Raw genomic sequence first — 12,684 nt, forward strand, 5'->3', positions numbered from 1 at the left:
TATGTAAGGAAGACCCATGTTCAACACACCCGTCTCCCGCCGATTCAGCAGCGCTCTTGTCGTTGCCACTGTTGTTGCCCTGGGGGCGACGGCCTGTGGGGGAACGACCAAGAACTCCGCCACCGGGAACACCGGCAACGGCACCACGACCGTCACCAAGGCCGACCCCAACGCCCCCACCAAGAAGGACCTCACCGTCGCCTTCCTGCCCAAGCAGGTCAACAACCCCTACTTCACCACCGCCGACAACGGCGGCAAGAAGGCCGTCGAAACCCTCGGCTCCACCTACAAGGAAGTCGGCACCAGCAGCGGCACCGACACCGCCGGCCAGGTCTCCTACGTCAACACCCTCACCCAGCAGCAGGCCGACGCCATCGCCGTCTCCGCCCAGGACCCCGGCGCCCTGTGCACCGCCCTCAAGCAGGCCATGAAGAACGGCGTCAGCGTCGTCACCTACGACTCCGACACCAACAAGGACTGCCGCCAGCTCTTCGTCTCCCCCGCCAGCGCCGAAGACCTCGGCCGCACCCAGGTCCAGCTCCTCGCCAAGCAGATCGGCGGCAAGGGCGAGATCGCCATCCTCTCCGCAGCCCAGACCGCCACCAACCAGAACACCTGGATCGAGTTCATGAAGGACGAACTCACCAAGCCCGCCTACAAGAACATCAAGCTCGTCAAGATCGCCTACGGCGACGACGACGCCCAGAAGTCCTTCCAGCAGACCCAGGGCCTCCTCCAGGAACACCCCAACCTCAAGGGCATCATCTCCCCCACCACCGTCGGCATCAAGGCAGCCGCCCAGTACCTCTCCGGATCCAAGTACAAGGGCAACGTCAAGCTCACCGGCCTCGGCACCCCCAACGACATGCGCGCCTACATCAAGAACGGCACCGTCGAAGCCTTCGAACTCTGGGACCCCGCCACCCTCGGCGCCCTCGCCGCCCACGCCGCCATCGCCCTCGAATCCGGCCAGATCACCGGCACCGAAGGCGAAACCCTCAACGCCGGCCCCCTCGGCACCTACACCATCGGCAAGGACAACACCCTCTCCCCCGGCAACCCCACCGTCTTCAACAACACCAACATCGACAAGTACAACTTCTAACCCCACAGGAGGCGGGGGCCGGCCTGACGCGGCCCCCGCCTCCCGGCTCACCATGAGGCACCACATGCAGCGCGTCTGCTTTCTCCTGAAAATCCGAGAAGAAAAGAAGGACGAGTACCGTCGCCGACACAGCGAGGTCTGGCCCGAAATGCGCACCGCACTGTCCGAGGCCGGATGGAACAACTATTCGCTCTTCCTCCGCGAGGACGGGCTGCTGGTCGGCTACCTGGAAGCAGAGGACTTCGAAGCGGCTCGCACGGCCATGGAAGCCACCGAGGTCAACGCTCGTTGGCAGGCTGAAATGGCTCCCTACTTCGAAGCCCTGGACGGACAGGCCCCGGACGCAGCCATGAGGCCCCTCGTCGAGGTCTTCCACCTCGACTGAGCGCTAGCTCAGCTCCATAGAATGAGTGCAGCCTGTCGCTCGCACGCGGGACAGGAAGGACTACAGCGCACAGGTGGATGCCATGACGGTCGGCAAGACAACAGTCGGGATCAAGGACGTGGCGCGAGAAGCGGGCGTCTCCGTGGGGACGGTCTCCAACGTCCTCAACCAGCCGGAACGCGTCTCCGAGCGGACACGGCGCCACGTCGAGCAGGTCATCGGCCAGCTCGGCTACGTCCGCAGCGAGTCCGCGCGCCAGCTGCGCGCCGGCCACAGCCGCATAGTGGCACTCCTCGTCCTGGACATGGCCAACCCCTTCTTCGTCGAGGTCGCGCGCGGGGCCGAGCGCCAGGCCCGCGAGGCCGGGCTGGGCGTCATGCTGTGCAACAGTGCGCAAAACCCCCGGGAGGAGATGGAGTACCTCTCCCTGTTCGCCGAGCAGCGGGTGCGCGGCGTTCTGATCACTCCCGCCGACTCCAGCGGTCGCAACCTCCGAGAATTCAGCCGCCACGGGATCCCCTACGTCTTCGTGGACCGGGTGGCCGCGGGTGAAGCGGGCTGCTCGGTGTCGGTCGACGACGTCACCGGCGGAGCTCTCGCCGCCAGGCACCTCATCGCCGCCGGCCATCGCTCCATCGCCTACGTCAGCGGACCGCCCCACCTGAAGCAGGTACAGGACCGACGGTCCGGAGCCCTGCTGGCCATCGAAGAGGCGGGCCTCCCGCCCGGCACGCTCCAGGAGATCCCCACCGACCACCTCGATGTCAGCTCGGGTCGTGATGCGGGGGCCCGCCTGCTCGGCCTGTCGCCACGTCCCACCGCAGTCTTCTGCGCGAATGATCTACTGGCTCTGGGCGTCCTCCAGGCGATGTACGCGGTAGGTGTCAAGGTTCCCGAAGACATGGCGATCGTGGGCTACGACGACATCGAGTTCGCCGCCGCGGCCACGGTCCCTTTGACTTCTATTCGCCAGCCGGCCCAGATGATGGGCTCCATGGCCGCCTCCCTCCTCCTGGAAGAGACGAGCGACCAGGCGGAAAGCCACGAACACCGGCACATCGTCCTTCAGCCTGAATTGGTCGTACGCAACTCGACAGCTTTCTCCCGCTGAAACCAGAGCGGTCTCGACAGGTCAGAATCTCGCTCGGCTTCATGGCCGGGCCTTTTCGGCAGACGGGGTAGGCGACGCGGTACTGGTTGCTGCACGAGCGCCGCCTGGCCTGCAACACCCGCTGGCGCAAGCTCGGCTGCTTCAAGCAGGCACTGCTGGCCCTCGTCCATCTCCGTAAGAACGAAACGTTCTCACAGCTCGGAGCCGGTCTCGGGGTATCCCAGGTCACCGCCTGGCGCTACGTTGACGAGGCCCTGGGCGTCCTGGCCGGCTGGGCGCCCGGCCTCCATGAAGCCCTCACCGGCCTCGGTGAAGGCGCCCACGTCATCGTTGACGGAACCCTGATCCCCATCGACCGGATCGGTGCGGACGAGCCGTACTACTCGATGAAACACCGCAAGCACGGCGTGAACGTGCAGGTCATCGCCCGGTCCGATGGCACACCGCGGTGGTTCTCCCGCGCGACGCCGGGTAGGACCCATGACCTGACCGCGGCCCGGGCCCACGGCATCGTCCAGGCGTGCCTGACCCGGCAGATCCTCGTCCTCGCGGACCGCGCCTACCAGGGTGCCGGCGCCACCTTCCGCACCCTCTACTACCACCACCGTGAACAACGCGAGCATTACCAGCAGTTCAACCGCGACCACGCCAGACTGCGAGCGCTGGGAGAACGCGCCTTCGCCCGGTTGAAGTCCTGGCGCCTGCTCCGGCGAGCGCGATGCTTCACTCGCCGCATCAGCACGATCGTCCAGGCCGTCCACACGCTCCTGACCTGCAGCTATTCAGGATGAAAGAGGTTCAGTGATCCCGTTCAATACACCGTTCGAAGCCGGACCAGCAAGAACAAGCTCAGAAGGCGGTTCTGCGTTGCCGCGGTGAGGCGAACACTAGAGCAGCGTTCTGTCCGCCGAAACCAAAGGAGGTGCTCAGTGCCTGCCGGATCGCCAGGGGTCGTGGTTGCCCGGCGACAATGTTGATGTCGATCTCCGGATCGAGGCGGTTCAGGTTCGCTGTGGGTGGCACCAGGCTGTGTTGGAGGGCCAGCACAGTGTAGGCGGCCTCGACGGCGCCGGCGGCGCCGAGAGTGTGTCCTGTGACGCCCTTTGTGGATGTGACGGCTGGGGCGTGTCCGAAGATCCGACGGAGGACCTGGGCCTCGATGTGGTCGTTGAGCCTTGTCGAGGTTCCGTGGGCGTTGATGTGGTGCACGTCCCGGGCGGATGCGCCGGCATCGGCCAGCGCATCGTGGATTGCCTGCTCGGCCCCCTGTCCTTGCGGGTGTGGGTCGCTGAGATGGTAGGCGTCCTCGGAGGCTGCGAAACCCACCAGGTTCGCGAGGACTCGAGCACCGCGCCGGCGGGCGTCTGCGGGTCGTTCCAGGAGCAGGGCGGCTGCCCCTTCGGCTATCACAAAGCCGTCACGATCAGCGTCGAATGGCCTGGAGGCCCTTTCGGGTTCCTCGGCCCGCCTCGAGAGCGCTCGCATTCTCCTGAACGCCGTCACTACCAGCGGCGTGATCGCGGCTTCGCTGGCACCGGCGATGACGATGTCGCACTGTCCGTCGAGCAGGAGTTGCCTACCGATGCCGATCGCGGTCGCTCCAGAAGCACAGGCAGTGTTCACCACCAGGTTGGGGCCGGTAGTGCCGAGGCCGATGCCGACCTGGGCGGCGGGCATATTGGAAAGGAACATCGGTATTGTCAGCGGTGAGACTGAATCCGGGCCGTGCTGGAGGAGGTTGCGGTGCTGGGCCTCCAATGTTGTCATGCCGCCCATCCCGCATCCCATGACCACGGCGATCCTGTGCTTCGCAGGGTTGTCGAGGGCGAGTCCTGCGTGCTGGACCGCCTGACGGGCGGCGACTACTGCGAACTGGGCAACACGGTCCAGACGCCGTGCGTCCCGAGGGCCGAGCAGGGCGCTGGGATCGAATCCTTCTACTCGGCAGGTCACTTGCGGCTCGAGCCCGACGAGATCCGGGTCGGCTCGGGCGGTGGACCGTCCTTCGCACAGGCGTCGCCAGTTGGCCTGATGGCCAATTCCGGCTGGCGTGACGAGGCCGAGTCCCGTGACCGCCACCGCCCGGCCGCTCATCAGTGATCGACCTTCTTGCGTTCCACGAGAGCCACCACGTCGGCGATCGTTTCGGCCTGGTCGAGCTCTTCGTCGGAGATGGTGACCTCCAGTCGGGTTCCGAGGACGGTGGTGAATTCGACGCGGTCCAGGGAGTCGTGCAGCAGGTCCGACAGGTGGGCCTCGGGGCGTACCTGGTCGGGCGGTGCCTGGAACGAGCTGGTCAGAGTGTCGCTCACGATGTTGAACAGGTCAGGCATGGTCTCCATCTTTCTGTGCAGTCACGGGATGCTGATGTCCGGCCAGGTCAACGTGGTCGAGCCCCAGGAGAGGCCCGCGCCGAACGCAGTGAGCAGGATCTTGTCGTTGGCTGATATGAGTCCTGCGCGGGCAGCATGCTCGAGCGCGAGGGGCACCGAGGCCGCGACAGTGTTGCCCAGCCGGCCGATGTTGATCGCGCAGTGTTCAAGGGGCAGGTCCAGTCGTTGCGCCACTGCCTCGATGATGCGTTGGTTGGCCTGATGGGCCACGAGGCATCGAAGCTGTTTCGCGGTCCAACCGGCCGCAGCGAGCGCGGTGGCCGATGACTGGGTGAGGCGGGCGACGGCGTGACGGTAGGCGTTCTTGCCGTCCATGACCACGAATTGTTCTTCGTCGTCGGCGCCGCAGCGGCGGCTTGCGGTGTGGTTGCCGGGGACGTGGATGAGGCTGCTGAAGGCTCCGTCGCTTCCGAGGTTGAAGGGTCCGAGTGCGCCGGGTTGATCGGGGCCGCCTGCTTGCAGCACCACGGCGCCGGCGCCGTCACCGAACAGCGTTACCGTGGCACGGTCGGTGGGATCGATTCGGGTGGTGATGGTATCGGCTCCGATGACCAGGACGCTGTCGGCAGTGCCGGCGGCGATCAGGCCAGCGCCGCAGGCGAGTGCGTGGATGAAGCCTGAACACGCGGAGTTCACGTCGAATGCCATGGCATGGCCGACACCAAGCCGGTGTGCCACCGTCGGCGCAGTTGCCGGTACCAGTCGGTCGGGGGTCGTCGTGGCGAGCACGACGGCGTCGACCTGGTCGGTTCCGGCGCTTCGGAGGGCTGCTGTTGCCGCTGGTACCGCCAGGTCGGAGGTGACCTGGCCGGGCTCAACAGTGCGGCGCTCGCGAATGCCGGTGCGCTGACGAATCCACTCGTCGGAGGTGTCGATGCGTTGTGCCAGTTCGTGATTGGTCACCACTCTGGAGGGCACGTGTGTGCCGAGGCCGGTCAGTACGGCGGCGCGCGGTGTCGTCGAGGGCGTGGTGGTCATGGCTTCGCGACCGTGGCGGTGAGGACGTAGTTGCCGGTGGGCAGATCGGTGGGGTGGGTGCGGATGTCGGTGAAGCCTGCGGCGTTTAGGGCGGCGGCGTGGTCACCGGGTGTGTAGGATCGCCCGCCCTCGGTTTCGACGATCATGTTCAGGCCCATGATCGCGGCTTGGGCAGGACCGAGCAGGTCGTCGTCGAGCATGTGCTCGATGACGATGATCGCGCCACCGGGTGGCAGGGCCGTGCGGGCCTTGGCGAGGAGCAGGGTCCGGGTGTCGGGTCCCCAGTCGTGGAGGATGTTGGCCAACAGTGCGACGTCGTGCCCCGTGGGCAGGGTGGGGTCGGTGAGGAAGTCGCCGGGCAGGAGGGAGATGCGGTCGTGTCCGCCGACGAATCTGCGCGTGATGTCGGTGATGACGTGATCGAGGTCGTAGACGGTGGCCGTCAGCTCGGTGAGGCTCTGGCACAGACCGATGCTGTAGCCGCCAGAGCCGCCGCCGATGTCCAGGAGCGCGTGGTGGTTCTCCCACAGGGGCAGTTGTGCCAGCTGGGTGCCTGCGAGGACGGCCATCGGATAGATCGCGCTTATGAGGGCGGCGGTGTCGGGGTCACTGGGGTCGAACAGTCGGCTGCGCTGTTCGTCCGGCTGCCATGTGACGGGCCGGTCGCTCTGCAGTGCGGTTGCCAGGCGGTGCCAGGCAGGGTAGGCACGGTCGCGCAAATGATGCACGAAGTCGCCGAGGTAGCCTGGCCGGCCGGGGACGAGGTAGTGGGCGGCTATGTCGGTGTTGTGGTGGCGCCCCCGGGAGTCGACCGCGGTGAGTCCGAGGCTTGCGCAGGCTGCCAGGAACTGCTCGGCGGGCCGGGCCGGAAGGCCCAGTTCGGCGGCCAGATCACCGGAGGTGAGGTGGCCGTGGTGGTGCAGAGTGGCGAAGACCTTGAGCCGGATGGCAGTGTCGAGCACTGCCGTGGCGGCGAAGCCGTTGGCGAGCTGGAACAGGTGGTCGGCGGAGGACGGTCTCACGGATGACGCTCCTGAGGGATATCGGGGCGACAGTGCCCGGCGGACCCGGGCGCTAATTCGCGGGAATGGCGCGGTCGGACCGAGGCTTGCGGTAGGCGGTGACCGCCTCGGCCAGGCTGCGTTGCAGCCACCCGTCGACGGGGCCTGGGAACAGCAATCGCGCCACTGCGGCCATGGGCGGGGCCGTGAGCACCGCAGTGACGATGACGGCGCCTGCCCCGACGAGCTGTGCCCGGCGCAGGCGGCTTCCCGGCCGACTGGTACGGATGACTGTTCCCAGCCCACGGAAGACCGGCCCCATCACCAGGTCGGTTATAGCCATTGGCGGGTCCACGGGAGCAGCGTCCGCGGCAGCGATCGCGCTGACGCCGTCAGAAACGAGGCGGCGGCCGAGGTCCGTCAGTCGTTCGAGTTCGGTGTCTGTGATGCCGGCCGGGGGAAGCGGCCATCGCTGCTCGCGGTGACCGGTGAGCAGCCATCGCATGGTGGTGATGGCACTGACAAGCGGTGGATGGGTGTCGGTGGCCGCGATCGTGCCGACGTAGTGTCCTTCGGCCGCAGTCACCAAGCGCGCTATCTGGAGGGCCGCCGAGTACCACACGTTCCGGCAGGCCACCAGCGCGATGACGTCCCGTCCGGTGACGGTCTCGGGCTTGGTGAGCAGCAGGGATCGCAGTGGGATCGCCGGGGCGAGGAACCATACCGGGACGGCGAGGATCACCAGTGGTGCGGTGGGGTTTTCCTCCAGTCGTACCGGGACGCTGCCACGCGGATCGACCGCTTGCGGGAAGATTCCCGCGAACCGGGAGAACTTCCACGGGAAGGGGAAGTTGTGCTCGGGTGCGATCCGCACCCACTGAATGCGGGTGCCGGCTTTCTCCAGGGGGGCGAGCAGGGCTTTGGCTGCTTCGACGGCCTGGCCGGTCTGGGAGTACCAGAGCACTGACAGTTCCGCGGGCAACGGTACGGTGGCGGGAGTGGTTTCCTGGTTGTCGGTCATGACCGGTCCGTCTCAAGCTGGGGGGACGCAGGTGAACTGGGCGAAGGAATAGGCGAAGCGCGCCGATTCCGGGACCATCGCGAGGATCCGCTGACCAGGTTGGATCACCTCGGTCCGTAGTGCCTCGTCGAGCATCACGTACAGCGCGGCGCTGCCGATGTTGCCGACCCGTTCCAGGTTGGTGAACCATCGCGAGACCGGCAGGTCGAGGTCGGTCTGGGCCATCCGTTTGGCGATCGGTTCGAGGAAGAAGTAGCTGCTGATGTGTGGCAGATACCAGTCGTAGGTGTCCGTGGCCTCGATGCGGCCGGTCTTGATCAGCCGCTCGATCTCCTGGCCGATGAGCTCCACGACGTACTGGGCGAGCAGTTTGGTGTCCTGGCGCAGCAGCAGCATTCCTTCGGCCTCGGCCTCGGCGACGGTCGGTACGCTCCACAAGGTGTTGCCTACTGCCGGGGCCTTGGCGTTGCTGGTACCGATGGACATGCACGTCGGCAGCATGTGTGCGTACGAGGTCAGCTCGACCCAGTCGACCCGAAGGCTGGGTCGGTCCGCGGCAGGCGTGTCTTCCAGCAGCACGGCACCGGCGCCGTCGGAGAGCATCCAGCGCAGGAACTCGGCGTTGAAGTAGTGGAAGCCTTCGGGGGTGTCTGTTCGCAGCGGGGCGCGTTCGTTTTCCCCGTCGAAGCGGTGCCCGCGCATGAGGGGGCTTGTCAGTTCTGACGCACACGCGATGGCGCGGCGGTGTGCTCCGCAGCGCACTGCATTCAGTGCGTGGCGCAGGGCCATGGCCCCCGAGGTGCATCCGCCAGCGGCCGAAAGAATTTCCAGCGGGGCCTTGTGTCCGAGTTCGGCCAGTTTGCCGTGCACCATGGAGGCGAAGCCGGGCAGGGCCAGGTCGGGCACGGTCGTTCCGGCCGTGAGTATCCCCGCCCGGTTAAGCGGGATGCCGCGTTCGCGCAGCAGGGCGTCCACGGCATGCGCGGCCAGTTCCTCATTGAGGTGGGTTTGGTTGCCCTGCTCGTCGATGGCGTAGTGGCGGTTTCGGATCTTGTTCTGGCGCAGGATCGTTGCTTTCAGCGGCGAGGGGCGGTTGGAGACGAGGCCGAGCCTCGCCTCCATTTCGTCGTTCCCGACAGGGTTTCCGGGGAGGTAGGACGATGAGGCGGTGATGTAGACGTCCATGACATCTGCCCCTTTCCTTGGGTATTTCGGTTTCTGCTTTATGACAGGCGGGCCAGGATCTTCGCTCAGTTAATTGTTCGCACGACCTGCTGCGTTATTTCGCCGCTTGCAGCGATACCGGGGAGGTCGCTGCTGTGCCACTTGTATGGAATATTTCGAGGTCGCTTCAGCGCTGGAGAAAATCAGGTGCCGTCTCCGCCCCGGCTGGCGGTTTCACCGCGGTCATGGGTGGCGTCAAGGACGGGCGGGGCCCGGGTCTGATTCCTTGTGGCAAGGTCGAAAAACAGGAGTATGAACTTGATGACGACACAGGGCACTTCGTCCCGCTGGTCTGCGGATACCCGAATCCCGACTCTGCCCCGTTTCTGGAACGGGGAGCCAGAAGGCCCTCCGGGCTGTACGGTCGGCCAGTGCCGGCAGGCCGGTTTCGGGAAGTGACCACAGGGTCTGCAGGTCGGTAAGCGCCGCTGCGGGCGTTCCCCTGGCGGGGAAGGCAAAGCAACTAATTTCTCGTAAGCACCTCCGTGCTGCGCTCAGAGCCTGCGCCAGGTGCAAACTTCGTGCAGCGGAATGCCTTTCGCCTGTCCCCTGCATGTTGGGGTCCACTTGTCCCGTTCGGGAAGGTGCGAAAAGGAGCGCATAGAGCGATTTTTATTGGAAGTTGTGCGCATGGCGCGTGGAAATCGGCGTGGTGCAGGTTCCGAGCGCGGGGCGCATTGGTCCGTGCGCCCCTGCGCGCGAGGGTGGCAGTGGTGCTGGTGCACCTGCGCAAGCACACCACTCCGGCGCGCTGGCGGGTCCCCGGGCCTGTAGAGTCCACCGCCCACACCTACCCAAGCGGGGTCGTCGCACGTGCACCGGTCCGCTGAGGACGCTGGGCGAGCAATTCTCGGCTTCGTCCTGCTCGACGGGGCTCTCGCTGAGTGCAACCGGGCGGCCACTCCTAGGAACACCGGTGCCACGGCCTGAGCGTGTGGGTTGCCACCGTCCCGGCGGCCGGCTGCTGTGGCTCTCGCCCGCGCTGACGGGCGGCACTCACGACCTGGCTGCTTCCCGAATCCATCGCATCATCCGAATCTGCGAACGCCAGAGCACCCCCTTTCTCCGACTGGTCGAGGTACCTGATTGGCGCAGCGCGGTGAACCGGGCCAGGATGGCGGTGTGAGTGGTTCGTACATCAAGCCTCACCTGCGGTGTCTGTCGGGCAGCGGTGATCACCTCGCGCACGCGGTTGTCGAGCGTTCTGTGGAGCGGGCGGCCGGCCTTGCGGACACCGTTCCGTTGCCGGTGGGACCGAGCAGGCATGTTCTGGTCGTCCACACCGGGCATTCCGCAAACCTGCGCTGGTCGGCCGACGGAGCAGCCCGCCGGGAGCGGTTTCACACGGGGGATGCCTTGGTCAACCCGGCCGGGTGGGCCTCACGACCGCGCTGGCAGGACGACGTCGAGCTGCTGCTGCTCGCTTTTGATCCGGTCTGGCTGGAGAAACTGGCCGCCGAGGCCGGGACAGAGAGCGGGTTCGAGCTGGCACCCCGGTTCCATTTCACCGACCCGTTGCTGAAGGTGCTGGTCGAGCGGCTCGTGGCAGAGTTCGAGGGGCCGCGGACGGACGACGGGCTGTACGCGGAGTCGCTGGTGCAGGCAGCGGCCGCCGTGGTCATGCGTACGTGTGGAAGTGTCGCCCGGCGCGAGGTGCGCGGGGGAGGTCTCCCACCGCGTCGGCTCGCCGAGGTCCTGGACTACATTCACACCCGCCTCAGCTCCAGAGTCGGCCTGGACGACCTCGCGGCGGTGGCCGGCGTGAGCGCCTCCCACTTCACGCGGGCGTTCAAGACGGCAACGGGCGTCTCCCCGCACCAGTACGTGACGCAGGTACGGCTGGAGCGGGCCCGTCAGGCCCTGTTGCGCACCAGCAGGCCCATTGCGGAGATCGCGGTGGAACACGGTTTTGCCGACCAGAGCCACATGACGCGCACGATGCGGCGTCACACCGGCACCACTCCCGGCATGCTCCGCGGCGGGCAACTGCCGGGCTGAACAGGGCACCGGACAGTTCGCTGCTCTGCCTTCGAGGTGCTCATTTGGCAGGGCGACGGGCCTGCTCATGGTCCTGGTCGTGCTGTCCGCCCGCCCTGCCTCGGGGCCGGCTGCGTCGTCCGAGGCCACTGCTGGCCGGTCTGGCGCCCGTCTGCCGTGCCTTGCGCGCCATCTCTTGGAAGGTCTCAGTCGGTCCGCGGTCAGAGGGTTTGCCGGGCTCACTACCCGCTGGCGTCCCGTCTTCATCCGGCACCGCTGCTCTGGGTAGCTCCCCGGTCTGGCTCTGGCGATCCGGATCCCACGCGGTGTCGGGGCTGCGAGCCCGCATACGGGTGCGCCTCCGCCCGCTGCGACCGCGCCTCACCACCTTCGGCAGATCATGCGCTCCGCGTCACCGCCGCCGGGGCCGTTCTCGATGGGCTGCTGATCGGCGTCCTCTCGCACACGGTGTTCCTTGCCGCCGGATGCCTCCTCGTGAACCGGACCGGCTGAGCGATTGATGAGCGGTTTCTTCCATGGACGGCCGGATCGTTCAAGAGCATTCGGGGCCATCGGCAGTGGGATAGAGCTGCGGCCCGAGGACCGCTCAAGTCAAGCCGTCCTCGAGGCCGTTCCCACCCTTACTGCAAGGAGGCTGTCATGGTGCACACCCCGGACAAGACACTCAACGGCAAGGTCGCCTTCGTGGGAGGCGCGTCGCGTAACCTCGGCGGGCTGATCAGCACCACCCTGGGGGCTGAGGGCGCACTGGTCGCGGTGCACTACAACAGCGACTCCTCCAAGGCCAAGGCCGAGGATGTCGTCGCGCAGATCAACCAGGGTCCCGGCGAGGCCTTCGCGATCCAGGGGGACCTGACGAAGGTCGTTGAAGTGGAGCGGGTCTTCGACGAGGTGGTGGGCCGGTTCGGGAAGCTGGACTACAGCATCAACACCGCTGGCATGGTGCTGAAGAAGCCCCTCACCCAGATCACGGAGGAGGAGTACGACCAGATGTTCGCGGTCAATTCCAAGGCCGCGTTCTTCGTCATGCGTGAGGCGGCCCGCCGTGTCGAGGACGGCGGGAAGATCATCACGATCGTGACCTCGCTGCTGGCCGCATACACGGGCCTGTACTCCTCGTACGCCGGCAGCAAGGCCCCCGTCGAGCACTTCACCCGGGCTCTGTCGAAGGAGCTGTTCGGCCGGAACATCTCGGTCAACAACATCGCGCCGGGACCGATGGACACCTCGTTCTTCTACCCGGCCGAGGACGACGACTCTGTCGCCTACCACAAGTCCTCCGCCATGAACGGTGACCTGACCAAGATCGAGGACATCGTGCCGTGGGTCCGCCATCTGCTGCTCGACGGCTGGTGGGCCAACGGTCAGACCCTCTTCCTCAACGGCGGCTACACCACCCGCTGACCACCGCAGTCCGCCGGTGTCTCCTACGACACAGCCCCTGTCATCCGCGGCCTGCCCGCGGCAC

Annotated in this window: 12 protein-coding genes and 1 pseudogene; 7 read left to right on the forward strand and 6 right to left on the reverse strand. The window is 66.5% G+C overall.

Features of this window, described 5'->3' with window-relative positions; translation table 11 throughout:
- Positions 1-16 precede the first annotated feature (16 nt).
- The 4 genes from rhaS (at position 17) to ACFYT9_RS26995 (ending at position 3,392) form a co-directional block, all read left to right on the forward strand.
- Positions 17-1,105, forward strand: coding sequence for a rhamnose ABC transporter substrate-binding protein (gene rhaS, locus ACFYT9_RS26980; protein ID WP_389168148.1), 1,089 nt, complete (start codon positions 17-19; stop codon positions 1,103-1,105).
- Positions 1,106-1,169: 64 nt separating this feature from the next.
- Positions 1,170-1,490 carry an L-rhamnose mutarotase gene (locus ACFYT9_RS26985; protein ID WP_389168150.1) on the forward strand — a complete coding sequence of 107 codons (321 nt, stop codon included), beginning with the start codon at positions 1,170-1,172 and terminating at the stop codon, positions 1,488-1,490.
- A gap of 82 nt (positions 1,491-1,572) precedes the next feature.
- A complete protein-coding gene (locus ACFYT9_RS26990) occupies positions 1,573-2,601 on the forward strand; it encodes a LacI family DNA-binding transcriptional regulator (RefSeq protein ID WP_389168151.1) in 1,029 nt (342 codons plus the stop codon).
- 86 nt (positions 2,602-2,687) lie between these two features.
- On the forward strand, positions 2,688-3,392 hold the full coding sequence (locus ACFYT9_RS26995; protein WP_389168153.1) for a transposase family protein: 705 nt from the start codon (positions 2,688-2,690) through the stop codon (positions 3,390-3,392).
- 58 nt (positions 3,393-3,450) lie between these two features.
- Here ACFYT9_RS26995 and ACFYT9_RS27000 read toward each other — a convergent pair whose 3' ends face one another.
- The 6 genes from ACFYT9_RS27000 to ACFYT9_RS27025 are packed head-to-tail and all read right to left on the reverse strand — an operon-like array spanning position 3,451 to position 9,179.
- Positions 3,451-4,695 (reverse strand): beta-ketoacyl-[acyl-carrier-protein] synthase family protein, encoded by a 1,245-nt coding sequence (locus tag ACFYT9_RS27000; RefSeq protein WP_389168156.1) that lies wholly within the window; start codon positions 4,693-4,695, stop codon positions 3,451-3,453.
- Complete coding sequence (locus ACFYT9_RS27005; RefSeq protein WP_389168159.1) at positions 4,695-4,934, reverse strand: acyl carrier protein; 240 nt, start codon at positions 4,932-4,934, stop codon at positions 4,695-4,697. Before ACFYT9_RS27005 ends, ACFYT9_RS27000 begins: the two co-directional genes overlap by 1 nt.
- A gap of 21 nt (positions 4,935-4,955) precedes the next feature.
- On the reverse strand, positions 4,956-5,972 hold the full coding sequence (locus ACFYT9_RS27010; protein ID WP_389168161.1) for a beta-ketoacyl-ACP synthase III: 1,017 nt from the start codon (positions 5,970-5,972) through the stop codon (positions 4,956-4,958).
- Positions 5,969-6,994: a methyltransferase gene (locus ACFYT9_RS27015; protein WP_389168164.1), complete on the reverse strand. Its 1,026-nt coding sequence runs from the start codon at positions 6,992-6,994 to the stop codon at positions 5,969-5,971. The genes ACFYT9_RS27010 and ACFYT9_RS27015 overlap by 4 nt, the downstream gene beginning before the upstream one ends.
- A gap of 52 nt (positions 6,995-7,046) precedes the next feature.
- On the reverse strand, positions 7,047-7,994 hold the full coding sequence (locus ACFYT9_RS27020; protein ID WP_389168167.1) for a hypothetical protein: 948 nt from the start codon (positions 7,992-7,994) through the stop codon (positions 7,047-7,049).
- 12 nt (positions 7,995-8,006) lie between these two features.
- Complete coding sequence (locus tag ACFYT9_RS27025; protein WP_389168169.1) at positions 8,007-9,179, reverse strand: 3-oxoacyl-[acyl-carrier-protein] synthase III C-terminal domain-containing protein; 1,173 nt, start codon at positions 9,177-9,179, stop codon at positions 8,007-8,009.
- A gap of 740 nt (positions 9,180-9,919) precedes the next feature.
- On the opposite strand from ACFYT9_RS27025, the pseudogene ACFYT9_RS27030 reads away from it, so the two are divergent.
- From ACFYT9_RS27030 to ACFYT9_RS27040, 3 genes and pseudogenes are all read left to right on the forward strand, one after another.
- A pseudogene (locus ACFYT9_RS27030) lies at positions 9,920-10,284 on the forward strand (IS5/IS1182 family transposase); the annotation flags it as partial.
- Between the two features lie 56 nt (positions 10,285-10,340).
- Positions 10,341-11,216, forward strand: coding sequence for a helix-turn-helix domain-containing protein (locus ACFYT9_RS27035; RefSeq protein WP_389168172.1), 876 nt, complete (start codon positions 10,341-10,343; stop codon positions 11,214-11,216).
- 639 nt (positions 11,217-11,855) lie between these two features.
- Entirely contained in the window at positions 11,856-12,620 is a 765-nt protein-coding gene (locus ACFYT9_RS27040; protein WP_389168175.1) for an SDR family oxidoreductase, read from the forward strand.
- The last annotated feature ends 64 nt before the right edge of the window (positions 12,621-12,684 follow it).

Source organism: Streptomyces sp. NPDC004435 (genome assembly GCF_042873895.1).
Taxonomy (GTDB): Bacteria; Actinomycetota; Actinomycetes; order Streptomycetales; family Streptomycetaceae; genus Streptomyces.

Bases quoted from the DNA above. Each gene is read 5' to 3' on its own strand.
- ACFYT9_RS27020 (WP_389168167.1), bottom strand. From the start codon at position 7,994: ATGACCGACAACCAGGAAACCACTCCCGCCACCGTACCGTTGCCCGCG.
- ACFYT9_RS27025 (WP_389168169.1), bottom strand. From the start codon at position 9,179: ATGGACGTCTACATCACCGCCTCATCGTCCTACCTCCCCGGAAACCCT.
- ACFYT9_RS27000 (WP_389168156.1), bottom strand. From the start codon at position 4,695: ATGAGCGGCCGGGCGGTGGCGGTCACGGGACTCGGCCTCGTCACGCCA.
- ACFYT9_RS26985 (WP_389168150.1), top strand. From the start codon at position 1,170: ATGCAGCGCGTCTGCTTTCTCCTGAAAATCCGAGAAGAAAAGAAGGAC.
- ACFYT9_RS26990 (WP_389168151.1), top strand. From the start codon at position 1,573: ATGACGGTCGGCAAGACAACAGTCGGGATCAAGGACGTGGCGCGAGAA.
- ACFYT9_RS27040 (WP_389168175.1), top strand. From the start codon at position 11,856: ATGGTGCACACCCCGGACAAGACACTCAACGGCAAGGTCGCCTTCGTG.
- ACFYT9_RS27010 (WP_389168161.1), bottom strand. From the start codon at position 5,972: ATGACCACCACGCCCTCGACGACACCGCGCGCCGCCGTACTGACCGGC.
- ACFYT9_RS27005 (WP_389168159.1), bottom strand. From the start codon at position 4,934: ATGCCTGACCTGTTCAACATCGTGAGCGACACTCTGACCAGCTCGTTC.
- rhaS (WP_389168148.1), top strand. From the start codon at position 17: ATGTTCAACACACCCGTCTCCCGCCGATTCAGCAGCGCTCTTGTCGTT.